The organism is candidate division KSB1 bacterium (assembly GCA_024655945.1).
In the GTDB taxonomy this organism is placed as follows: Bacteria; Zhuqueibacterota; Zhuqueibacteria; order JANLFK01; family Oleimicrobiaceae; genus Oleimicrobium.
In genome coordinates this window covers 35,158-57,185 of record JANLFK010000014.1, presented here as the reverse complement: position 1 = coordinate 57,185, position 22,028 = coordinate 35,158, and the positions used below count along the sequence as shown (strand labels likewise).

Genomic DNA, 22,028 nt, shown 5'->3' with positions numbered 1-22,028 from the left:
TGCTGCTTGTAGGCAGACCGCTGAGTATAAAGTGGTGCAGCGCACCTGGCACGATCTGGAAGGAGGACGAAGTGCTCGGCCCGTCGATGGTGGTCTCAGAACCATCGCGCGTCTCAAGTGTGACGGCGTAGGTACCAGGCGTGGTGGCATTGTCGACGAGTGCTATGCTAATCCTTGCGTTCGCATATCCGGTCTTCACCGAGCCAGTGCCGTCCCGGGTCACTGTCACGGTGCGCGTTGCAGCATGCACCGATACCTGAAACCCGCCGTCTATGGAGTGGTTTGGCGAAGCAGCGATCGCCACACCGCTTACGTCGAAGCCCGAGGGAAAGGTGATGACTATCTGACCATCCTTGGGCAGAGTCCCAGGAAAACCAAAGTCAACCTGGCAGATGGTTGCCACACCTGCCGAGGAATCGACGAGGGTCACCTTCAACGGCGAGATGATGTCGGCCATGGCGGAGATCGCCTGTCCGGCAACCACTGCGATGAGGACGAGGAGAGCTGCAGGCGTCTTCCTGCCGACTATTTCGGGGCGCTCCCGGCAAAGCATGCGCTATCGGCCCTGGCTTGTAGTATCCGTCGTCACTGGTAGCACAAGTGCCTGTGGCCGTGCCCCGGGACGGGGGAAAATCTTCACGGAGGCCTGTCCCGAACCAATCGCAGCCCAGCTCTTCGGGTTATGCACTGCCGCGAACAGCAGGTCAACGGTCGTTCCTGGGGGCACCGCTTTGCCCAATCCGGAGCGTCGCAGCCGCACCGTGTCCGCCACCACGTTCACCGTGAAGCCGCCATCCAGTGTTCTTGAGGATGCAAGTTGAACGCCAGAAACGTCAAAGGCACCAGGCAGGACAAGCTCAATGAGTGCTGACGACCTCAGGGTGTCATGGGCGACAAAACGTAGCTCGTACACTGCGTTCTGCCCTGGTCGGGCGTCCAAGGGGGCAATGCGGGCGGCCGACTGGGCCAGAGCAAGTCCAGCTCCGCCGACGAGCCCAAACACGATGCCCACGACAAGCTGCCACTTCATTTCACCACTCCAGCGCGACATGTCTCAAATTCACACATCATTCGGCCCTGAACAGCCTGAATCTTGCAGTCCACGAGCCAAGAATACGGCATTGCAAAGACCATACCATCTCCAACGCCGTTGGCCCCGGTAACCTGCTGTTTTCAGTCGCTCAAATGAGGCTGTATGCCCTATTCAGTCCCGGATACGACCTGATTCCCCTTTGCTCCAAGGCGGGTGACCGGTTTCCGGCTAAGGACGGTGCCAAAACAGGCACCGCTACTTGAGCAGCGTGCGCAGGAGGATGAGGAAGCCCCGGCCGTCGTTCTCCACAAGGCGAAGGTTGCGCTTGGCGGTGCGAAACCGCGGATTGATGCGCAGCGCTTCCTTGAATTCCTCCGCGGCCCGAAGCAAGCAGTTGCGCCCTTGAATCAGGTATGCCACACCCAGGCTGTTGTGCAGGTCGGCGTATTTGGCATGCTGTGCGGTGAGGCGTTCTAACTCGCCCACCAGCCGCTCAACGGCCGCGCCGTCATTGCTGCCTCCGAGCACAAGCCTGAGCAGCAGCTCGTGCTCCACCTGTTCGGACGATTGGGCGTCACCCGCGCTGGCCAGGCGCATGAGTTCCCAAGCCAGTTGCAGGCGACCGTGGTGCAGAGCATGGAGCGCTTCGGCCAGGCGCTCGGAGTCGCCTGCCCGATGCCGCAGCGCCTTGCGCGTCAACTCCGCCACTTCTGCGACGTGCGCGACAGCAGGCTCCGCCTTCTGCCGCATGAGCCTTTCCAGGAGCACGGTGGCTATATCCAGCAGGGCTGCACCGTAGCGCGGGTTGAGGGCAACCGCCTGGCGCAAGTGGACCAGGGCTTTGTCGCCGGAGCCCATGGCCCAGTAGGCACGCCCTAAGGCGCGATGCAGGTCCGCATAGTCCTCCCCGCCCTCAAGACCTCGCTGATAGCAGGCCACCGCCTGCTCGTACTGCTTCTGGGCCATGTAGACGTCGCCGAGGTTCTTGTGATACTCGGGCACCTTTTCATCTAACTCGATGGCCAGCCGGAACTGTGCCTGCGCCTCATCAAAGAAGCCACGGCCGAGCAGCAACAGCCCGAGCCGGTTGTGCGACGGGGCGTGCTTGAGCTCGCGCAACTTGTCACAGAGGTCAAACAACAGCCGCACCCCCTCGCTGGCCTCGCGGTGCAGCGAGGCGACCTCCTGCTGCGCCTCCTCTGCGGAAGCGGCCTGCGCCAGCCGGCGGGTGACCCGCTCCACCAAGCGCCCCTCTTCAAAGACGGTGGCGGAGAGCTCGCCGGTTTCGTCGCACAGACTGGTCTGCACATGAAAGCGCCGGCCACCGATCACCAGGTCGCTGTTCAGACCAACGGACGCCACTTGGCCTCCCGGCAGTCACAGGCTCCTCTTGACGTCGACGGTGCAGGCGCGGGGAGGAGAAGCCGAGACGGAAATCGCCCTGGGCAAACGGAAAAGCGCGTGTTACGACATGAGGCTGATGATGCAGACAACGTCGACGATGTCGTCCACGCTGCAGCCACGAGATAGGTCGTTTGCGGGCTTGGCAAGGCCCTGGATGACTGGGCCGACGGCCCGCGCGTTAGCCAAACGCTCCACCAACTTGTAGGCGATGTTGCCGGCGTTGAGATCGGGAAAGATGAGCACGTTCGCCCTGCCCGCCACCTGGCTGTTGGGGGCCTTCCGCTTGCCAATGGCCTCCACCAGGGCTGCATCCGCCTGCAGCTCGCCATCCAGCAGCAGGTGGGGCGCCTTGTGGCGCGCGATTTCCACCGCGCTGCGCACCTTATCGACGAGCTCGTGCTCGGCACTGCCCTTGGTGGAGAAAGAGAGCATGGCAACAATGGGCTCCTCGCCAGTCAAAGAGCGGTGGGTGCCAGCCGAGGCGAGGGCAATATCGGCCAACTGCTCGGGCGTGGGCGCCGGCACCACAGCGCAGTCAGCAAAGGTCAGCACCCGCCCGTCCGGCGGCAGCACCATTTCGAAGCAGCTAGAGACCACCGAGATGCCAGGAGCAGTGCCAATGCAGTGCAAGGCCGCACGCAGCACGTCGCCTGTGGTGTTGATGGAACCGGCCACGCTGCCGTCCGCCATCCCTTTACGCACCATCATCGCCCCAAAGAACAGGGGGTTCTTCATGACTTCCAATGCTTGTCCTGCAGTCACCCCCTTGTGTTTCCGCAGCTCAAAGTAGGTCTCGGCAAATTCCTGGAGGTGCTCGCTGGCAGCGGGGTTAATGATCTCGGTATCCTCCAGCTGCACATTCAACTCCTTTGCCTTTGCCCGCACCCGGCCCGGCTCCCCCAGCAGTATGACCTTAGCCAAGGTATCACGATGCAGAATCTGCGCCGCTTGAATGACCCGCGGCTCTTCACCTTCGGGAAGAACGATCCTCCGAATCCGACGCTTTGCTTTTGCTCTGATCTCCGCAATCAGGTCCATGGCTGGCAAACCTCTCCTTGAGTTTCACATCCACAAAAGCAGGTACGAACGCCGACACATCACCGCCGCCCCGGGCGACTTCTTTCACGATGGAAGAGTTGAGGTAAGTGTACTTTTCATTTGGCATCAGAAAGACGGTGACAACCCCCCTCGCTAAACGCCTATTCATCAGGGCCATCTGGAATTCATATTCGAAATCGGACACTGCGCGGAGCCCACGGATTATGGCCTGTGCGCCGCGCTGCCGTGCATAGTCCACCAACAGGCCCGTGAAACTATCCACTTCCACGTTGGCGAGCCGCCGGGTGGCCGTAAGGATCATCTCCTTTCTCTCTTCCACCGAGAAGAGCGGCGTCTTTTGCATGTTGTGGGCGATGGCCACAATGACGCGATCAAAGAGCCCTGCCGCGCGCTCGATGACGTCCACGTGGCCGTTGGTAATGGGATCAAATGTCCCTGGGTAGATGACGGTCTTCATGGGCCGCCTCCCTGCGCATGACAAACCAGGCGACTCCAGTAGTGCCAAACTCTTTCGTCCTCACCAGCTCAAAGGCATCCGCCGGGAAGGAGAGTTCCAGCCCCTTGCGATGTTCCAGGACGAGCATCCCTCCTGGGCGGAGGAGACTTCTCTCGGCCAAGGTGCCAAGCAGTACTTCGTACGCGCAAAAGTCGTACGGCGGGTCGGCAAATGCCAAGTCGAAGGGCTGCTCGCCCCACCATTGGCGCAGGTAGCGGTTCACGTCGCTGCAGACCACCTCGGCTTGGTCCGTGAGGCCGAGAGCACGCAGGTTCTCCTCCAGGGCCATAACGACGCGGCGGGAGGAGTCGACGAACACCGCCCTTGCTGCACCTCGGCTGAGCGCCTCTATGCCCAGCGCTCCCGAGCCGGCGAACAGGTCCAAGACCATCGCCCCGCATACTCTGTCGCCCAGGATGTCGAAAATGCAGGTCTTGACGCGATCGCTGGTAGGGCGGACTGCCTGCCCGGGAAGTGTCCGCAGGCGCCGCCCGCGCAGCCGTCCTGCTACGACCCGCACGAAAAGTTGTGCCCTCCACAAAAAAGGTGCCCACTCTTTCTGGCCAGTCTTTCGGTGACCACGAAGCTCCAGGGCACCCTTGTACGGAGCGGGCCGCCTGGCCCGCGCCAAGACCACAGCACTAAGACGACTCCAACAGGTCCAAATGCAGCACGATGCGCACCAGCCCCGGCTGCTTGGAGGTCATACTCACAGGGGTAATCACAAGCTTGGTGAGCTGCACGGCTACACCGCTGTCCTCGAGCTGGTGGAGAAACTCCGGCACTGCACTCAACTTCCCTTCCATCATCAACTGGAACGGAGTATGGTACGTCTCCGCCAGCTTGGTGCGCCGCTGGCCGCTCAGCCTCAGCACGCGGAGGTCCAAAGACTGAGCGGCGTGTCTCAGTAGGCTCTGCAGCGCATCGGGCGCCACTGACTTGAGGCCCAGCGGTTGTCCTGAGGTCTCCAGGCCTTCCAGGGTCCCGACGAGGAGCGCGCGTTCACCACGACGGTGCACGGCGACGCTCCCTTCTGCCAGCATGCGCTTTAGGCCGTCGGCGTAGGTCTGTACGTCTCCCTGTGCGCCACCCCCCACCTCAAGGTAGAACCGGCCGCTGGTGTAAGAAAGGCCCCGCAAGACTGCCCCGCTGGGCAGACTCGTGAGCAGGTTCTCTATGCACTGCGGCAGCGTGCTCGCAGTAGGCGGCTCGTGTGCAGATGCTCCGGTCGTGTCCACCGGCGGCTGCGTGGGCGCCACTGCCACGGGCGCGGGACGACGCCCGAAGGGTCGCCACACCAGAAACACCACCGCAAGGGTCACTGCAGCAAAGAGGAAGAAGACCAGCCATGGCGCCCAAGAACGACGCTTACGCGGTTCCTCCTCGTCAAACTCAGGCAAGGGCGAAGGTTCTCCCCAGTCGTGAGCGCTCCTTTCCTCCCCGCCAGGCCCCATCTCCTCGAAGCGATACGACTCGTACTCCCCTTCCGGCCGGCGCGGCTTCTGTGGCTCCTCGTCTCCCAACAGATTGATATCGACCATAGCCGATTCCTCCCTCTACACGCGTGAGCGCGGCACCCCTCGCAATGCCGCTCCGGTGGCAGCAACCAATTCGTAGTCGCCCACCTTTGGGCGGACGCCGGCCACCTCTGGCGAAAGCTCCAGACGTTGAAAGGGGTTGACAACCTCCACCGGGAGAGCGCACCGCTGCTGGAGAACGGGGGCCAACTCTTCACAAGCAGTCCCGTACACCAGCACGCGCTCCACTTTGCCACTCCCGCTCCTGCGCTCGAGCCCCTCCCACAACTCGCGCGCAAAGGATTGGTCGCGAGCACCAAGTTCCAACGCGCCGCGGTCCGGAAGGGCAGTTTCCCCCTCGTCGAAGAACTCTCCGTCCCTGAGGAAAGCGATCGTGGCGACTTCGGGCAGCAGACGCAAGACGGCGGTGGTGGAGCCAGGCCGGAGCTGATGATTGTGCGTGACGGCGCGCACACCGGCGAAGAGGTCGAGGTCTATTGCAACCAGGCGCAAACCTGCTCGCTGCGAGGCCCCCTTCAGGAACTCAATGATCGGCTTGCGGATGGCCACCACGACCAGGCGATCCTGGCCTCCGTCGGGCATGGCCACATAGGAGGAGTCGACCCGGTACTCCTCCCGACTTGCCACCACCAGCTGCTCGACCTCCCAGCGCACGTGTTCGGCCACCTCCTCCTTTTCCATGCCCCTGTCCACGGGCACGCACTTGACCAGGGCCAGGCGGTCGGAGATGGCGAGGGCAACACGTGGCACCTCTGTCCGGCCCTCGATGACACTGCTCATCGCCGATGCCAGAGATGCCTGTCCATCTTCGTCCTCAAGAGAGAATGCCAATTCCCTATCCAGACGCAGGCTTCTCAGGCGGGTCACCACAGTTCTGGTCCCAGTGGTGCGCAATTCCACTGCCGCCAGTGTCGTACTGCCGATGGATACGCCGAGAAACGCTTCCTCCTGCCCGTTCACCGTGGTCTCCCCATGAGAGTGAACAACACCCGCAAGCGCTACCGCTTTGTCCCCCAGCTTCGCTCACCGCCCTCGATGCGGCCGTGGTTCTCGATGCGCAGGCCACCTATGCGGTACCGCCAAAAGCCCTTCTTGGTTTGCGCGATGTAGACAGAATCGATGGGACAAGCGATGGTCACCGACTTTACCACCGAGGTATCGTCCACGTTCAGCCGGTAGGGCTGCTGACTGGTGGGGCAGGTTGCGAAACTTGCCAGCGTGGCTTTGGCCACCGAATCGCTCCGCGCCAACAGGCGAGGGCTGTGCTCCAGCACTCCCAACACCCAGCGCTGCGGTTGCTCAAGGTCCAGCACCTCTGTTGCGGCAAACCAGAGGACATTGACAATGTCCTTGTTCTTGACCAGGGGCGTACCCTTGGATATGACCTCCACCACCGAGACCGGCACCCGCAGCGTGTCGACCAGGGCGCTGTCAGGGACCACATGCCAGTTGCCGAGTGCGGCATCCATGGGGAGCTTGGAGTAGCGTTGCTGCAGCCGCTCTAAGGCGAGAAAGTCAACAAGTTGCCGGTCTTCCGGTAGCTTCTGCGCTGCCGCAACGACCGCCGCAACCAGGTCCTCCTTGCTGCTCCGGTCGCGAATAGCATTGATGGCATCCACGGCGAGCAAGGAGTCCATGTTCTTGAACTCTTGCAGGCGGGCTCTCGAGGTGTCGCTCAGGATCAGGTCCCCCAGTTTGGGAATGCTGTCGGTGTAGGTGTTGAAGACGCTGATGTAAAGGAGCTCTGCCCGCAGCAGATGGTCCATCCGCTGACGACAGAGGTTGGTGTTCTCTTCCTCGGCCTTCCACAGCTTCTTCGGGTAGAGGATGGTGCCCACCAGTCCCGCAATGAGGACGACGATGAGCACCTCGTACAGTATGGAACCCTTCGCCTTGGCCTCCGCCATTGTTCCTCCGCAAATTCGGTGCGCTGCAACTTCAATCGATGGTCAGATACGGTCGAATCTTGGCAAAGGTACGCTCGCCAATCCCTCTGACCTGCTTAATATCCTCAATGCTCCTAAACGGTCCGTGCTGCTGCCGATGGGCCACGATCCTTTCGGCAAGGGCCGGCCCGATGTGCGGCAGCTGCACCAGCTCTTCCACCGAGGCCCGGTTGATGTCCACCGCCAAAAGCGACCTTGCTGGTGCGCTCACGAGGCGAGGTGTGGGTACGCTGTCGCTGGTCACCGCAGGAGTCGGCACGACCTCGGCGGCCCGTGCCATGAACTCCCGCCGCAAGGAGTCAGGGTACGCCAACGCCTGGGGGTTATCCAAGCCAGCCCCGCGCTGGCGCATGTACAGATTGACCCCCGCTCCCACAAAAAGACCGACCAGCAGGAAGGCGATCATGCGCCTTTCCTGCTTGGAAAAAGCAAACAGCCCCATCTCAACTGAATGCCTTCTTTACCTTCTCCCGGAACCCAGGGGTATCGGCAGGGGGCTTCAGGTTCTCGGAATCTTTCAGCGCTGCCAAAAGTTCGCGCTCGCGGGCGCTGAGCTTGGTGGGCGTCCAGACAACAATGCGCACCAGCTGATCCCCTCGCCCGTGTCCATGGAGATGGGGTATCCCTTTGCCCCGCATGCGCAGGATCTTGCCCGACTGCGTGCCGGGGTCAATCTGCAACTGCACTCTCCCGTTGAGCGTGGGCACTTCCACCTCATCGCCCAGGGCCGCCTGCACGAAGCTAATCGGCAGGTCGTAGAGAATGTCATCGCCGTGCCGCTCGAAGTGAGGGTGCTCCTTCTCTTCGATGAGCACGATCGCGTCCCCCGGCGGACCCCCCAACGGGCCGACGTTCCCTTCCTGCCGCAAGGTGATGTAGTTGCCTGTGGCCACTCCCGCCGGCACCTGCACTTCTATGGTCTGCTCCGCCTGCACGCGGCCGCTCCCGTTGCACTCTGAGCAGGGCCGGGTAATGATCTCGCCCCGCCCTTCGCACCGCGAGCAGGTGGTGATGTTCAGAAACGAGCCAAAGATGGAACGCGTCGCCTGCCTGACCTGGCCGGTTCCGTGGCAGAGGGGGCAAGTAGTCGGCGGCGCATCCGGGTGCGCACCTGAGCCGCGGCAGCTTTGGCAGCGCACGAAACGCTTCAGCTTCAGCTTCTTAGTGACGCCGGTGGCAATCTCCTCCAAGTCCAATCGCAGTCTGATCTGCAGGTCAGAGCCGCGCTGTGGCCCCCGCCGCCGCTCCTCCCCCATGCCGAAAAAGTCGGCAAAGCCGCCAAACCCTGCAGACCAGAACACCCGCAGGGCGTCGCTCAGGTCGAACCCAAAGCCAGCAAAGTCCCCATAGCCCGCCTTGACGCCCTCATGACCGTAGAGGTCATAGCGCCGTCGTTTCTCGGGCTCGCGCAGGACTTCGTACGCCTCGGCAGCCTCCTTGAACCGTTCTTCCGCCTCTTTATCTCCGGGGTTCCTGTCGGGATGATACTTCATCGCCATGCGGCGATAGGCCTTCTTGATTTCCTCTTCAGTGGCATCCCGAGGAACCTCCAGGATTTCATAGTAGTCCCGCTTTTCCATTTCACGCGCTGCCGCTTCCGGCGGTTGCTAACAGTGGCCTCCTGTCGCCCACCCGGCTCATCACTTACTCACCACCACCTTGGCCGGGCGCAACACGCGCCCTTGGAACTCGTAGCCACGTTGGTGTTCCATGACCACCGTATTGGCAGGCGCGCCCTCGCTCTCCGTCTGCATGAGGGCCTCGTGGCGTTCGGGATCAAAAGGGTGCCCTACCGCTTCGATGGCCACCAACCCGCGCTCTTGCAACACTCTGTTCATCTTCTCCCAGATCAGGCGAATCCCCTCGTGGAACTGCTCGAAAGTGCCGCTCTGGGGCCCCTGCTGGAGTGCACGCTCCATGTCGTCCAGAATTGGGAGCAGGGCGCGCACAAGCTCGGCGTTGGCGTTGACCACTATCTCCGCCATCTCGCGCTGCACCCGCTTCTTGTAGTTCTCAAACTCGGCTGCCTTACGGAGCAAGCGGTCGTTGCAGGCTGCCAGTTGCTGCGTCAAGGCCTCTCTTTCCGCCCGCAGCGACTTGACCGTCGCTCTTGGGGCGCGCTTCTTTTCGGTCGCCTTGTGTGGCTTTTCCTGAGTAGCCAAACCTGTCGCTGTCGAGGTCTTCTCCTCTGTCATTCGTGCCGTCTATCGCTACGCGAACCCAAGGAGTCCTCAAATCACCTGGCGCTCGCGAATGAGTTCGTGCAGCACCTGGGCCATATAGTCCACTAAGGCAATGACCTTGGCATACTGCATGCGCGTCGGGCCGAGCACGCCGAGGGTGCCGGTCACATCACCTAAATTGTACGTGGCGGTGATGAGACTGCAACTACGCATGAGCTCTTCGCGATTCTCCTCGCCGATGATAATGGAGACACCTTCCTTCTCACCCTGCTCGTTGAGCACCTGAATGAGCACGTGCTTCTGGTCCAGCAGCTGCAGGATCTTACTCATCTGCTCGTGGCTGATGAACTCCGGCTGCGAGAGGATGTTGCCGGTGCCGCTCACGTAGAAATGCGCGCCACCTTCGATGTCGAAGACCGATTCGGCCGAGCCGACGATGAGCCTGACCAAGTCGGGTGAGCCCTCGGAGATGTCGGCCATCCTCTTGTCGATGGTCCTCTTGATCTCGAGGAGCGTCAGCCCGTGCAGGCGCTCATTGAGGACTCGTGCCGTCTCCTCGAGCCTTTCACGGGAGAGGTTCGAGTCGATCTCCATGAGGATCGTCTTGACCAACCCCGACTTGACGCGAATGATTACCAAGATGCGCTTGTCGGCGATCTCAACCAAGTCTAAGCGATCAAAGATCCCTTGATAGAAGCGCGGGGCCAACACCACCCCCAGCAGCTTGGAGATGTTGCCGAGGGCACGCGACGAGCTCTCTAAGATCTGCTCCACATCGGCAGAGGGACACAGCAGTTTTCTGCGAATGTCCTCCCTCTCCTGCGGGGTCAGGTCGTCCACCTGCATCAAGGTGTCCACGTAGTACCTGTACCCCCGGTCCGTAGGCACCCGACCCGCAGAGGTATGGGGATGGGTGATGAGCCCTTTTTCCTCCAAATCCGCCATGACGTTCCTGATGGTCGCCGCGCTCACGTCCATCCCACACTGCTTGGCAACGAGTCGGGAACCCACCGGCCGCGCATTCTGGACAAAGTTCCGCACCACCGAGCGGAACACTTGTTCTTCTCTGGGCGTCAGTTCGGTCATGGCAAGTTGACGGAACTCTCTAACCACCAACCATCAAAATCGTACCTTAATATATCAATCTCCTATCCCTTTGTCAAGTAAAAAGAGGACTTGCATCAGTACTTGAGTAGCCTCCTCACCGCCAGGATGCTCCCCAACCAACCCAGCACCACTCCTGCTGCCACCACCCCCAGGTAGAACGTCCGCGGCAGCACCACCAGGCGGGGCGCCTCAAGGGAGACAACGCGGACCAGTAGCCAGAGGCAGGCCGCTGCTATTGCCCCGCCTGCTGCTCCCTGGAGCATGCCTTCCACCAGGAACGGCCGCCGAATGAAGGCGGGGGTCGCCCCCACCAGCTTCATGGTCTCGATGATCTGGCGCTTGGCGTGGATAATGAGACGAATGGTGTTGAAGACGACAAAGACGGAGCCGAGCACAAGGGCGATGCCAACCGCCACATCCACCGTCACCGCCACCTGGAGATAACGGTCCAGAAGCCGGAAGAGTTCCGCACGATAGACCACCTCGCTCACGCCCTTCTGCGCACGCAGCTGTGCGGCCACCGACTCTGCCAAGGCGGCGGAGCGGGTGTTCGGTGCCAGGCCAATGCGGAACGAAGGGGGCAAGGGATTCTCACCCAAGACATCTAAGACATCCTCACCAAACTCCGCCTTGATCGCCTGCGCAGCCGCTTCTTTGGAGACGAACTCCACGCTTGCCACCCCAGGGATGGACCTGACCTGTTGCTCCAGCGCGGCGATGGCCCGCATGTCTAAGGCCTCGTCCACAAAGACCTCAAAGGTCATCCTTTGCTGCAGGGCAGCAGCCAGCCGATTCAGATTGAGGCTGACGGCCATGAACACACCAAGCAGGGTCAAAGCCAAAGCGACTGTCGATAGGGAAATAAAGCTCGATAGGGGCGCGCGCCGGAATCCTTCCACCCCTTCGCGGATGCTATAGAGGAGGCCGCTCACAGAGTTCTCCCCCCTTGGATGCGCACAATGCGCTTGCCGGCTTTCTCCACCAGCGCATAGTTGTGCGTAGCCATGAGGACTGCCGTTCCCTTGAGGTTGATCTTTTCCAGGAGCTCGAGCACCTCCCGAGCGGTATCGGGGTCCAGATTGCCGGTGGGCTCATCCGCCAGCAGGGCCAGCGGCTCGTTGACCAGCGCACGGGCAATGGCCACGCGTTGCTGCTCGCCGCCAGACAGCTCGTCCGGCATGCGATGGCGCTTGTGACTGAGCCCCACCTCCGCCAGGACACGGAGCACCTTGCGCCGGATCTCTCTGCGCTTAGCGCCCGTCACCCGCAGGGCAAAGGCCACGTTCTCGAACACGTCCCTGTCCGGCAGAAGACGAAAGTCCTGAAAGACGATTCCCAGCAGGCGACGGAGGTAGGGTATCTGCTTGCGTTTTATGTGGAGCGAGTCGAAGTCGTGGACCATGACCACGCCTTCCTGTGGGCGTTCGTCCATGTAAATGAGCTTCAACACAGTGCTCTTGCCCGCGCCGCTAGGCCCCACCAGGAAGACGAACTCTCCTCGGTGCACGTCGAGGTTCACGCATTCGACGCCGCCGCCGTCAGGGTAAAGCATGCGCACGTTGCGCAGATGAATCATCCCTGTTCCTCGCTTCCTGGGGAAGGCCGCATCTCCCCCGAGGCGCGCCGGCGCAGCACGTAATGGACGCGCTCGCATTGCTCCGTGCCGGGCGTGAGGGTGAAATCACAATAGCTCCCCACGAGGCACAGCCTGCTATGCTGGATCATAGCTTCTACCTCAGCCAGAGAGTAGATGCGCTGTCTGTGCAGCTCCTTGAACACGACCCCTGGGGCGCTGGCCAGCTCGATTTCAAAATCATTGATCTGCACACCTTCATGTTCGAGGTACCGGCTCCTCCTGAGGTAGGAAAATCCCGGTCCGCTTTCCCTGTCCCGGAAGTTGCGGAAGTTGCGGCGGGAATTGTGGGCCGTACACACATCGAACACAAAGGCACCCTCTTCCTCCAGGCAGTCCGCCACCCGATCCAGGGTGGCCAGCCAATCTTCTGCGGACAGCAGGTAGTTGATGCTGTCGTAGATGCACACGACCGCCGAAAAGCGGCGGCGGGTGGCGACCTGGCACATGTCGGTCACCCACATAGGGGCATGCGCGCCGCCTTGTCGGAACTTGCTCTGTGCCTGCCGCACCATGTGCCAGCTGAGGTCGCAGAGAGCTGGCTCCCAGCCAAGGCGCCGGAGATGCCAGCTCAGCGAGCCGGTGCCGCAGGCCAGGTCCAATAGCTTGCCCCGTTGCACGCCCGCGCGGGCGAGCAACAGGTCCACATGTTCTGCCCAAAGCTGATAGTCCACGTGGCGCATGACGTAGTCGTAAATCTCGGCCAGCTGCGAGTACGTCCGCGTCTCACGCCTTGGCATTGACCAAGGTAGCTGCAACCTGCAGAGACTCCTTGAGGGACAAGAACAACTCCTCCGGCGACGGCTTGGCTCCAGGGGTGGCCAGCACGATGGGTGCTGGCGTGCCGCCTACAACCCGCACCAGAGGCCTCTCTGGCACGCGCCTCAATCTCACCCGGCCCTCCAGCCGGAGCCATTCGCCCAAGAGCCGACCAATGTCCGCGTAATGGAACCCGGCGGCGCGCAAGGCTGGCATCGCCAGTTGGGTCACCACTACCGCATCGGCCCAGCCGAAAAGGAGCACTTGCAGGGCCGCATCCAGGTCCTCCAGCATGCGTTCGCCGACACGCGCCATCTCCTCCTGCGCCCGTGGCACCAGGGGATGTTTCGGACGGTCGATCACGCACACCGCATCTTCCTCATCGGCTTCTTGCTCAAGCAGGCCCACGCGCCGCAGGCTGCGCTTGAGCCCCAGCTGGTGCGCGGCCGCAGACAGTGCCTGAAAGTCTCCGGCCAAAGTGGTGCGGCACACGGTCGACACCGGCGGATCCACGACAGCGCGCAGGACGGCCGCCGCATGCGGCACCGCAGCGTTGCCCACGGCCAGCACCACGCGCGGCAGGCGCCCCTCAGGGACGGCCATCGGTCGCCTCCTGCGCCGCCCGGCCCCCGGTCCTCCCAAAGTGATTCCAGCCGGACATGGCGAGCGGCCGGAGCCGCCCATCCTTCTGGCGAAGGAGCACCCCCTGCTCGGCTGGCACCATCTCGCCAACCTTGGTGAACGAGAGGCCAAACTCCTCCTCGAACGAGCGCCTCACCGCCTGCACCTCTGTATCGGCGGCGGTGAAGAGCAGCTCAAAGTCCTCGCCGCCGTTCAGGGCGAACTCGCTCGCCTCCTGTCGCAAGCAGGCGGCTATCTCGCGCGCTTCCGCAGACAGGGGAATGGCTGCCTCTTCCACCACCGCGCCCACGCCGCTCAGACGACAGAGGTGATGCACCTCCGAGGCGAGGCCGTCGCTCACGTCAATCATGCTGGTCAGGTGGAGGTTGTCGCGCAGGAACAAGGCCTCTTGTACGCGAGGGAGCGGCTGCAGGTGGCGGCCCACGGCTGCGGGGAAGCGCTCCTTAGGGAGTAACGCGGGCGAGCTCAGCGCGAGAAGACCGGCGTGGGCCTGCCCAAGGAAGCCGGTCACGTAGAGGCCATCCCCGGCACGCGCGCCATCCCTGCGGGCGATCGAACGGGGCGGCACGCTGCCGCACACCGTGATGCTCAGGAAGAGCCCTCCGGGGGAGCGGGTTGTGTCGCCGCCAATGATGCTCGCGCCACTGCGCGCCGCTAAATCGACCATCCCTTGATACAGCCCCTCGACCTCTTCCACGCTCATGGCGGCGGGCAACGCCACGGAGACCACGGCGTAGCGCGGCTCTGCTGCCATGGCTGCGATGTCGCTAATGTTGGCGGCCATGCTCCGCCAGCCGAGCTGATAGGGTGTGAAATAGTCCCACCGGAAATGGACACCCTCGACCAAGGCATCGGTGGTCACCACAAGCAATTCGTCGCCGGAGTGGCGGAAGGCCGCGGCATCGTCATCGATCCCCACCACCACCGCGGCGGGCGGCTGGCCGCACAGGGCTTTCAAGCGCGCGATGAGGCCGAATTCTCCTATCTCCGCGATGCGCATGGCGACTCACCCAGGCAAGACCTGCACCCAGACCTGCCGAGTGCGTGGTCCGTCAAATTCGCAGAAGAACAACGACTGCCAGGTGCCCAATTTCAACCTGCCGCCCTGCACCACAACTGCCACCGAGCTGCCAAGGAGCGACGCCTTGATGTGCGCAGCCGCGTTGCCCTCCATGTGCTGGTAGTTGTCAGCCAGCGGGATTACCTTGTCGAGCTCGGCGACGATGTCGCGGCGAACATCCGGGTCGGCGTTCTCGTTGATGGTCACTGCGGCCGTGGTGTGCGGCACAAACACCAGGCATACCCCGTCCGTTACGCCGCTTGCGGCCACCGCCTTCTGGACCTGGGCGTCGATATTGAGAAACTCGCAGCGCGCGCTGGTGCGCAAGGAAAACTGGTACACCCCCGCCATCAGGTCTTCCTCTTCCTCTGCTTTGCCGCCGGGAACAAGATATTGTTCAGAATGAGCCGATAGCCGGGAGAGTTCTTGTGCAGGGCAAGCTGCGTGGGCGGATCCCCGACCAGGTGCTGGTAGTCTTCGGGATCGTGCCCGCCGAGGAAGGTGAACGTGCCCTTGCCCACGTTGCCATGGATGTACTTGACCTGGTCGGTCCCCTCGGCCTCGCCCAGGATAGTCACGGACTTTTTTATCAGGTCGCGGCGGAACCCGGTGGTCTGCCCCATGAATCCCTTTATCACCGAAACGTGGTTCTGGGTGAGCATGCAGGGGACTGGGTCGTATTTGGCGGAAAAGTCAAACAGGGTAAAGTAGTCGGCCTCGGCGCCGCGCAGCACCGGCGCATAGCTGGGCGGCACATCGATGTCAGAGTACTCGTAGATGAGGGGGTTGAGCTCAACTCGAAACCCTTCGAAGCCTACGCACTGGGAGTAGTCGAGCCGCTGCTGGCAGTCTGGCGCGGGCGGGTCCCCGTCAAAGACGGTGTCTACGATGTCGGTATTGGAGGCAGCCAAGGCAATGTCGTAGGTGTCGGTGGCCGAGCACATGGCAAAGAGGAACCCACCGCGCAGCATATAGTCCTTAATCGCCAAGGCCACCGCCCGCTTCAGTTCGGAGACCTTGGCAAAACCCAGCTTCTGCGCCATCTCGCGGTTGAGGGCCACCTCTTGCTGATACCAGGCGGTGTTCCGGTAGCTTGCGTAGAACTTGCCAAACTGCCCGGTAAAGTCCTCGTGGTGCAGGTGGAGCCAATCGTACTTGTCCAGGTCCCCGCGCAGGATTTCGGCATCCCACACCACCGTGAAGGGCACCTCGGCGTATTCCAGCGCCAGCATGACCGCATCGTCCCACATCTCCTCTTTTGGCGGAGCATAAATGGCGATGGCTGGGGCCTTTTCCAGCAGCACGACCTCCATGTTCTCGGCCTCGATGGTGTGGTACACACTACTCACTGCCGGCGCATCCAGATGCTCGAAGCTCACCCCCCGAAGGCGCAGCTCGCGTTCCACCATGGGCTCTTCGGCAAGGAGAAATGAGCCACCGCGGTAGTTGAGGAGCCATTCCACATTCATGCCCTGATCAAGGGCCCAATAGGCCACCCCGTAGGCCTTCAGGTGGTCGGTCTGGGCGAGGTCCATGGGGATGAGAAGGCGCTGCGCCATTGCGCCGCCGGTCGGCAACAGGAGGAGTATGCTGCTGAGGGCAAAGAGGACAGCGCGGAGGAGAAGGCGCCGCAGCATCACTGCCCCTCCAAGAGGCCTGCCGCGCAGATGTCGCGGAAGCTGCTCACCGCGCTTGTGCGGGCCCTTCTTTGGTTTCTGCGCAGGCATTGGGACACACCAACCTCAACGCGGTGGCTTTTCCAAGTCGATCCCCTTGAGAAAGTCCTCGATCTCCTGCAGCGCGCGGGCCTCCATCTCGGCAGCATTCCCCCCAGCCTCGTATTTGACCCGGAAGGATATGGCATTGAGCTTCTTGTCCACGTCAACGCCCCAGTTGATATTGTAATCCAACACGCCAAGAGCATGGACTCTCTCCAAGGCCTCTTCTGCCTTGATGTGTTTGAGGTAGAAGGTCTTTACCATGGTCTACCGTTCTCCCTTTCGCTTGTTCGCCTCCATCCTCGCGTCCACCGCGCGCAGGCGCTTCCGCACTTCTTCCACATAGACGCTCGTGGGAAAGGTCGCCAGAAACTCCTCGTACGCCTTGGCAGCTCCTGCATCGTTGGCAAGCTGCGCCTCCAGGAGTTCCGCCTTGCCCTTGAGCGCCAGATCGCGGAACCGACTCTCGAGAAAGCCTTTGTACACCTGGTCGTACGCCTGAATCGCCTCCTGGTAGCCTCCCTGTTCGGTCTGGATGCTGGCAATCTCCATCCACGCCTCATCGGCAATAGCCGGCGGAGGCTGCATGCGCACCAGCTGCTCCAGGCGGCGAAGGGCCTGGTCTGGCTGCCACTGCCTTCGCCAGAGCAGTGCTTCGGCAAACGCCCGCAGCGCGTCATTATCATCCGCGTTCTCCTTGAGCAGCAGGAGAAGCTCCAATGCATCGTTGGTCACGCGCTCAGGCAAGGGGCCGCTCGCCGACGCAACCCGAGAGAGAATGGTTGCAGCGCTGTCCAACTGCCCGGTGAGGAAAGCCAACTCGCCTATCCTGAAGAGCGCCGTATGGGCGATTTCCTCGCGCGCCGCATCTTTAGAACGGGCCGCCTGCCTGTAGGCCTCCCGCGCCCCGGCGACATCGCCAGCCGCGAGTTTGCAATCGCCCAACAGCAACAGTGCGCGACCCTGTTCACTGCCGCTCGGGCATTCGCCCATCAGGCGCCCGAGCACTTGCTGGCAGCGCGCCGCGTCCCGCAGGAAGTTAAAGTACACGGAGGCTGCTTCCAACAGCGCCGCACACGCCTCCCTGGAGCGACGGTAGTGGTCGGCAACGGCAGTGAAACCGTCTATTGCTGCCTGATACTGCCCCATCTCCTTGAGCAGCACCGCGCGTTGGAATTCGGCGCGCAATGCCAGAGGACTACCAGGGTAGCGGGCCAGAAGCAGGGCATAGGCTTTTTCGGCAAACTCGTAGGCGCCCTCCTGCCGGGCGGTCTCCGCAAAACCAAACAGCTCTGTGCCCACGGTGCCGCGGTTACGTTCGGCATCCGCCGCCAAGCGGTCCGCTTCCACAAAGTTCTCGAAAGCGCGCGCCCACTGCCGGGTGCGAAGCCACAAGGAAGCCAAGATCCGCCGCAAGGGAAGCTGGTGGGTTGAGGAACTGAGCTCCTGAGTGAGCACCTCCGCCACCTCCGCGGCCCCCTGGGCGCTTGTGGCGTACGAGCCAACCCTTGCCTGCACCACACTCCACTGCTGCGGATTCTCCCGCAAGAAGAGCAGATTCTCCCGTGTAGCCTCCCGGAAATTGAGGCGGGAGGCATACAAGTCGGCCATCTGCAGGGCGAACAGCGTCGGGCGTCCAGTCTCCTCGCGCGCCTGCCGGTAGACGGCGATTGCCTCATCCAGGAGGCGATTCTCGCTCAGGCTTGCGGCCACCATTTCGTACACATTCAAATTGCGCGGATGCTCCTTGAGGATCCTGTGCCATTCGCCCAGCGCCTCTCGCTCCTGGCCTCTGCGGTAGAGCAGTTCGGCCCAGTCCACTTGCGCCTGCAGGTCACCAAGAGCAAGCCGGCGTTTAATGACCACGGCCAACTCGTCCAGCCTGCCCATCCGCAACAGGTTTCTGCGCAGCCCCTGGTAAGCTGCGATGTTCTGCGGATTCTTTGCGTAGAGCGCGCCGAACACCTGCGCAGCGCGGTCGTACTGGCCTATGGCTTCGTAATCGTAGGCCAGGCGCAGACTATCCGGAAGTTGTGCCATCGCCTGCCCACAGCAGAGGCCCAGCAGAAGCACGAGCGTCCAGGCGCGAAGGGCAGTCATCGCTTCTCCTGTCTGGCCAGGGCCTCGAAGTAGAGACGGATGAGCTCGAGATAGTCTGGGGTGTAGCCTTCCTTCTGGGCGCGCAACAGGTCCTCGGCCAGACTGCTCTGCGCGGCACCCAGGTCCTGGGGTAAAGGTCCGGGACTGGGGCGCACCACATTCTTTCCGGCCTGCGCTTGACGCTTGCGACTAAAGTCACGTTCGCGCACCGAGCGCTGGCTGTCCAACAGCCGCGAAAGGATGCGCTTTTGGCGGTCGAGGGTGCGTTGGTCAAGGCGCTGGGAAGCGAGGTCCTTGGCCACCTCTTCCATGTCTTTGGCTACCTGGTCCAGGCGCCCAAGGATTTCGGAGCGACCACCCATCTCGCGCTGCAGCTCTTCCAGCGACTTGCGCAGCGCCTCTTGCTGCGCGGCCAGGCGGGCCATGGCCGCCTGTTGCTCTAAGGTGTACTGCCCGCCGAGTCCCAGCTCTAAGGTCTGCTGGTTGATCCCCTCTTGCGCGCCCGCCATGTTCTGCAATCGCTGCAAGAAAGTGTCGAAACCGAGCGCAGAGCTTGCCGAGCTCACCTCGTCCATGGTGCGCAACAGCTCGCCCACACTCTGATTCAGCGCCGCCATCGCCTTCGCCTGGGCACTCACCGAGCTGCCGACGTTGCGCTGCTCCAGAGCAGCCACCGCCTGCGCCATGCTCTCCTGTGCCTGGCCGATGGCCGCTCCTATCTGCGGGGAAACGTAGAAGGTGCGCTTGGCGAGACTGTACAACTGACTGGCCACCCGCTCCAGCGCCGTCCTCAGGTCGTTCTGCGCTTCGGCCAGCTCGGGGATGCGCGGGCTATCGGTCCGCGCCTGTTCGGCGGCGTCCATCAACTGCTCTTGCCGTTGGGACAACTGCACCAGGTCGTGCGAGCTCTTTTGTAAAGCCTTGAGCACCTCCCGTTTCTGGTTCTCGGCTAAGGATTTTTGCGCCTGCTGCAAGGTCTGCGCCACCTGCTGCAACAAACCGGCGGCTTTCTGCCCTCCGGCCTTGGCAGCGCTCATGTTCTCCTGGCGCAGCATGGCGCTCAGCTGCTTCATTTCTGCTGCCAAGCCGGCGGAATCCATCAGGGCGGCGGCCCGCTCCACCTCGGAGCGAGGCATGTCGGGAAACTCGGCCATGGCTGCGGACAGGTCGTGGAGGTGCTCGGTCAAGGCCTCTGCCTCTTCAGCAAGTCGCCGCTGCTGCTCGGCCAGCTGGTTGGCGTCGGTTTTGCGGTCGGCGCTCTTCTGCGCTATCTCTTGTTGCCGCTGCGCGGCCTCCATGGCCCGCCGCACAGCCTCATCGAGCTTTTGCTCTATCTGCAGCCGCTTGAGCAAGGCAATGGTGCGCTCGATAGACTTGAGGAAATCCTCTTGCGTGAGGCTGAACTTTTCCACTGCCTGGCGCAGTCTGTTGGGATCGATCTCGCGCAAGGCGCGCTGCAGTTCCTCCATGGCCCGGCGCATCTTCGGCGTGGCCACCTCTTCGAAGAGCTTCTGCAACTCCTGGTACTTCTTCAAGGTCTCGAGGGAGAGCAGGTCGTTCCGCTCCAGGCGCTCGATCATCTCGTCGAGGCGCTTGCTCAGCTCTTGCAGCTCCTCTTGCATGCGCCTCTGGGCATCCACCCCCTCCTCGACCTGCTTGCGCTCGCCCCAGTCCAAGTCGGCGTTTCGCTTCAGCTGCTGCGAGAGCCGGTTGAGCCGTTCCTTTAGCTCCTTGCTCTGCTCGTAGACGCTCTCCAACACGTCCGAGGCTTGTTCCTGCGTCTGCGCCACCTCCTGGTAGATCTCATAGATGGACGGAAAGCGCACGCGGTACTCCTGACTACGCGCCGCCTTGGGCCCGGAGACCACGTCGTTGTCTCGGGCCTCGGCCTGGTAAACCACCACGTCTTCCGGGATGAGTTGCAGAGAGGAGAGGTCCCACCCGTACTCGACCTGTACCCTGTCGGCCACCTTGCTCAGGGGGAGCGGGACTTCTCCACGGCCCACCTCCTGCCCTTCAGAGCCGCGCACCAGGCGGTAAACCAGGGAGAGGCGAGAAATGCCAAAGTCATCCTGCGCCTCGATGACAAGCGGCAGGGTCATGTCCTCGCCAATGTCGACGTCCACTCCCGGCACCGGCACCCGCACAAAGGGCTCCCGATCTGCCAGCACAGAGACGCGATATTCGATGGGGTTCTGGTTCGTCCGACCGGCAAAGTCCACCAGGCTGACGTGGTAGGAGGTCTCTTCGCGCACCTTGAACTCGCCTTCCAGTGCGAGCCCGGAGATGCGCATGGGAAGTTCGGCGCCCCCCCTCATATGCAGCGAGGCTTGGGACACCGGCTTGTTGGTACTCGCCCAGACGGTGACGGTGGAGCCCTTCAGGGCAAAAACATCGCCCACGTTTTCGTCCAGAAACTGGGTGGGAAGCCCGGTGTAGCTTGGCGGCTTGATCGCCACGCGCAACGTACGCACCAGCGGCAGCTCGATGACGGCAATTCGGTACTCCGGCGACTCGGTCCCTCCCGCGAGGATGCGGTAGAAGAGGGTGTCGCGGAGCGCCTTGAACTCGTAGGAAAAACTCGTGGGGCCCTGCCGTTGCATGGCCTTGGTGACGAGGGCAGGACTCCCCTCGCCCCGGTAGGCGATGCTGGCCCCCTCCACCTTCCGCCCACTGGCTTGTACGGTGACCCTCAGGTCTTGGCCGCGCACCACTTGGGCATCGCCAGGCGACACGGCAAGCACCAGTGATGGCCTCACCACATAGAGCGTGCGCGGGTGAGCAAGACGGACCAAGGCCCCGCCGAGTGCCTCATGGAAAAGGCCAAAGAGGAGAATGCTCATTGCAGCTCCGACGGCGCATCTCCTAAGCACACGATGGGCCACGCGCCAGTCCACAAGCCTCCTAAAGTCCTGCCCCTCGAGCTTTGCCGCCACCTGGCGCAGGGACTCGTCTATGAGGTCAGCTGAGTAGCGCTCTGGGTTGTTCTCCCGCCTGGCATAGACCTGCAAGGCATTTCCCAGCCTCTCGCCAATGTGCGGATAATGGGCCCCCACCTCATAGGCGAGTCGGTTGACCTCTGGAGAGTTGCGCCGCACCAGGAGGTCCACCAGGGGCTTACCGATCCACCACAGAAACGTGCCCAGCAGACCAGCTCCCAGCAGCCCGCCCACCACCTGCCGGCCCACCACTGGCAGGGGCCGAAGGGCCTCCAGGCCCGCTGCACATAGCAACGCTGCCAGAGCGAGCGCAGCCCACGTCGCCAAGCCGATGACCAGGGCCAGCCGCTTCTTCTCGCGGCCAAAGCCCCGCAGGCGCACCAGCAGACTGTGGTATGTCAGCACAACGCT

General features: G+C 62.5%; 23 protein-coding genes. All 23 read right to left on the bottom strand.

Features of this window, described 5'->3' with window-relative positions:
- The coding region (locus tag NUW13_14335) for a hypothetical protein (GenBank protein MCR4440196.1) at positions 1–553 on the bottom strand (553 nt) is incomplete at its 3' end.
- Between the two features lie 3 nt (positions 554–556).
- Positions 557–1,030, bottom strand: a complete 474-nt coding sequence (locus tag NUW13_14330) for a hypothetical protein (GenBank protein MCR4440195.1) — start codon at positions 1,028–1,030, stop codon at positions 557–559.
- A 258-nt stretch (positions 1,031–1,288) separates the two neighbouring features.
- Positions 1,289–2,395, bottom strand: a complete 1,107-nt coding sequence (locus NUW13_14325) for a tetratricopeptide repeat protein (GenBank protein MCR4440194.1) — start codon at positions 2,393–2,395, stop codon at positions 1,289–1,291.
- 102 nt (positions 2,396–2,497) lie between these two features.
- Positions 2,498–3,475 carry a phosphate acetyltransferase gene (gene pta / locus NUW13_14320; GenBank protein ID MCR4440193.1) on the bottom strand — a complete coding sequence of 326 codons (978 nt, stop codon included), beginning with the start codon at positions 3,473–3,475 and terminating at the stop codon, positions 2,498–2,500.
- Positions 3,405–3,953, bottom strand: coding sequence for a pantetheine-phosphate adenylyltransferase (gene coaD / locus NUW13_14315; GenBank protein MCR4440192.1), 549 nt, complete (start codon positions 3,951–3,953; stop codon positions 3,405–3,407). Before coaD ends, pta begins: the two co-directional genes overlap by 71 nt.
- The gene (rsmD, locus tag NUW13_14310; GenBank protein MCR4440191.1) at positions 3,922–4,512 is read right to left on the bottom strand and encodes a 16S rRNA (guanine(966)-N(2))-methyltransferase RsmD; all 591 of its coding nucleotides are present in this window, start codon (positions 4,510–4,512) and stop codon (positions 3,922–3,924) included. Before rsmD ends, coaD begins: the two co-directional genes overlap by 32 nt.
- A 121-nt stretch (positions 4,513–4,633) precedes the next feature.
- Positions 4,634–5,533, bottom strand: a complete 900-nt coding sequence (locus NUW13_14305) for a hypothetical protein (GenBank protein MCR4440190.1) — start codon at positions 5,531–5,533, stop codon at positions 4,634–4,636.
- Between the two features lie 15 nt (positions 5,534–5,548).
- Entirely contained in the window at positions 5,549–6,490 is a 942-nt protein-coding gene (gene pilM / locus NUW13_14300; protein ID MCR4440189.1) for a pilus assembly protein PilM, read from the bottom strand.
- 38 nt (positions 6,491–6,528) lie between these two features.
- Positions 6,529–7,437 (bottom strand): hypothetical protein, encoded by a 909-nt coding sequence (locus tag NUW13_14295; GenBank protein MCR4440188.1) that lies wholly within the window; start codon positions 7,435–7,437, stop codon positions 6,529–6,531.
- A gap of 31 nt (positions 7,438–7,468) precedes the next feature.
- The gene (locus tag NUW13_14290) at positions 7,469–7,882 is read right to left on the bottom strand and encodes a helix-hairpin-helix domain-containing protein (protein MCR4440187.1); all 414 of its coding nucleotides are present in this window, start codon (positions 7,880–7,882) and stop codon (positions 7,469–7,471) included.
- Between the two features lie 37 nt (positions 7,883–7,919).
- Positions 7,920–9,056, bottom strand: coding sequence for a molecular chaperone DnaJ (gene dnaJ, locus NUW13_14285; protein ID MCR4440186.1), 1,137 nt, complete (start codon positions 9,054–9,056; stop codon positions 7,920–7,922).
- Between the two features lie 60 nt (positions 9,057–9,116).
- Entirely contained in the window at positions 9,117–9,671 is a 555-nt protein-coding gene (gene grpE / locus NUW13_14280; GenBank protein MCR4440185.1) for a nucleotide exchange factor GrpE, read from the bottom strand.
- Between the two features lie 36 nt (positions 9,672–9,707).
- Positions 9,708–10,745, bottom strand: coding sequence for a heat-inducible transcriptional repressor HrcA (gene hrcA / locus NUW13_14275; protein ID MCR4440184.1), 1,038 nt, complete (start codon positions 10,743–10,745; stop codon positions 9,708–9,710).
- Positions 10,746–10,840: 95 nt separating this feature from the next.
- Complete coding sequence (locus tag NUW13_14270) at positions 10,841–11,698, bottom strand: ABC transporter permease (protein ID MCR4440183.1); 858 nt, start codon at positions 11,696–11,698, stop codon at positions 10,841–10,843.
- Positions 11,695–12,342 carry a cell division ATP-binding protein FtsE gene (gene ftsE / locus NUW13_14265; protein ID MCR4440182.1) on the bottom strand — a complete coding sequence of 216 codons (648 nt, stop codon included), beginning with the start codon at positions 12,340–12,342 and terminating at the stop codon, positions 11,695–11,697. Before ftsE ends, NUW13_14270 begins: the two co-directional genes overlap by 4 nt.
- Positions 12,339–13,139 (bottom strand): class I SAM-dependent methyltransferase, encoded by an 801-nt coding sequence (locus NUW13_14260; GenBank protein MCR4440181.1) that lies wholly within the window; start codon positions 13,137–13,139, stop codon positions 12,339–12,341. Before NUW13_14260 ends, ftsE begins: the two co-directional genes overlap by 4 nt.
- Positions 13,126–13,761 carry a hypothetical protein gene (locus NUW13_14255; protein ID MCR4440180.1) on the bottom strand — a complete coding sequence of 212 codons (636 nt, stop codon included), beginning with the start codon at positions 13,759–13,761 and terminating at the stop codon, positions 13,126–13,128. The genes NUW13_14260 and NUW13_14255 overlap by 14 nt, the downstream gene beginning before the upstream one ends.
- Positions 13,748–14,800, bottom strand: a complete 1,053-nt coding sequence (gene thiL, locus NUW13_14250; protein MCR4440179.1) for a thiamine-phosphate kinase — start codon at positions 14,798–14,800, stop codon at positions 13,748–13,750. The genes NUW13_14255 and thiL overlap by 14 nt, the downstream gene beginning before the upstream one ends.
- A gap of 6 nt (positions 14,801–14,806) precedes the next feature.
- Positions 14,807–15,211, bottom strand: a complete 405-nt coding sequence (locus tag NUW13_14245; GenBank protein MCR4440178.1) for a secondary thiamine-phosphate synthase enzyme YjbQ — start codon at positions 15,209–15,211, stop codon at positions 14,807–14,809.
- Positions 15,211–16,395 (bottom strand): asparagine synthetase B, encoded by a 1,185-nt coding sequence (locus tag NUW13_14240; GenBank protein MCR4440177.1) that lies wholly within the window; start codon positions 16,393–16,395, stop codon positions 15,211–15,213. Before NUW13_14240 ends, NUW13_14245 begins: the two co-directional genes overlap by 1 nt.
- 207 nt (positions 16,396–16,602) lie before the next feature.
- Positions 16,603–16,842: a hypothetical protein gene (locus NUW13_14235; GenBank protein ID MCR4440176.1), complete on the bottom strand. Its 240-nt coding sequence runs from the start codon at positions 16,840–16,842 to the stop codon at positions 16,603–16,605.
- Between the two features lie 3 nt (positions 16,843–16,845).
- Positions 16,846–18,678, bottom strand: coding sequence for a tetratricopeptide repeat protein (locus NUW13_14230; protein ID MCR4440175.1), 1,833 nt, complete (start codon positions 18,676–18,678; stop codon positions 16,846–16,848).
- Positions 18,675–22,022: a hypothetical protein gene (locus NUW13_14225; GenBank protein MCR4440174.1), complete on the bottom strand. Its 3,348-nt coding sequence runs from the start codon at positions 22,020–22,022 to the stop codon at positions 18,675–18,677. The genes NUW13_14230 and NUW13_14225 overlap by 4 nt, the downstream gene beginning before the upstream one ends.
- Between the last annotated feature and the right edge of the window lie 6 nt (positions 22,023–22,028).

Excerpts from the sequence above, each read along its gene's own strand:
- NUW13_14330 (MCR4440195.1), bottom strand. The coding sequence starts at position 1,030 with ATGAAGTGGCAGCTTGTCGTGGGCATCGTGTTTGGGCTCGTCGGCGGA.
- pta (MCR4440193.1), bottom strand. The coding sequence starts at position 3,475 with ATGGACCTGATTGCGGAGATCAGAGCAAAAGCAAAGCGTCGGATTCGG.
- coaD (MCR4440192.1), bottom strand. The coding sequence starts at position 3,953 with ATGAAGACCGTCATCTACCCAGGGACATTTGATCCCATTACCAACGGC.
- NUW13_14305 (MCR4440190.1), bottom strand. The coding sequence starts at position 5,533 with ATGGTCGATATCAATCTGTTGGGAGACGAGGAGCCACAGAAGCCGCGC.
- NUW13_14295 (MCR4440188.1), bottom strand. The coding sequence starts at position 7,437 with ATGGCGGAGGCCAAGGCGAAGGGTTCCATACTGTACGAGGTGCTCATC.
- NUW13_14290 (MCR4440187.1), bottom strand. The coding sequence starts at position 7,882 with ATGATCGCCTTCCTGCTGGTCGGTCTTTTTGTGGGAGCGGGGGTCAAT.
- dnaJ (MCR4440186.1), bottom strand. The coding sequence starts at position 9,056 with ATGGAAAAGCGGGACTACTATGAAATCCTGGAGGTTCCTCGGGATGCC.
- grpE (MCR4440185.1), bottom strand. The coding sequence starts at position 9,671 with ATGACAGAGGAGAAGACCTCGACAGCGACAGGTTTGGCTACTCAGGAA.
- hrcA (MCR4440184.1), bottom strand. The coding sequence starts at position 10,745 with ATGACCGAACTGACGCCCAGAGAAGAACAAGTGTTCCGCTCGGTGGTG.
- ftsE (MCR4440182.1), bottom strand. The coding sequence starts at position 12,342 with ATGATTCATCTGCGCAACGTGCGCATGCTTTACCCTGACGGCGGCGGC.
- NUW13_14260 (MCR4440181.1), bottom strand. The coding sequence starts at position 13,139 with ATGCCAAGGCGTGAGACGCGGACGTACTCGCAGCTGGCCGAGATTTAC.
- NUW13_14255 (MCR4440180.1), bottom strand. The coding sequence starts at position 13,761 with ATGGCCGTCCCTGAGGGGCGCCTGCCGCGCGTGGTGCTGGCCGTGGGC.
- thiL (MCR4440179.1), bottom strand. The coding sequence starts at position 14,800 with ATGCGCATCGCGGAGATAGGAGAATTCGGCCTCATCGCGCGCTTGAAA.
- NUW13_14245 (MCR4440178.1), bottom strand. The coding sequence starts at position 15,211 with ATGGCGGGGGTGTACCAGTTTTCCTTGCGCACCAGCGCGCGCTGCGAG.
- NUW13_14240 (MCR4440177.1), bottom strand. The coding sequence starts at position 16,395 with ATGGACCTCGCCCAGACCGACCACCTGAAGGCCTACGGGGTGGCCTAT.
- NUW13_14235 (MCR4440176.1), bottom strand. The coding sequence starts at position 16,842 with ATGGTAAAGACCTTCTACCTCAAACACATCAAGGCAGAAGAGGCCTTG.
- NUW13_14230 (MCR4440175.1), bottom strand. The coding sequence starts at position 18,678 with ATGACTGCCCTTCGCGCCTGGACGCTCGTGCTTCTGCTGGGCCTCTGC.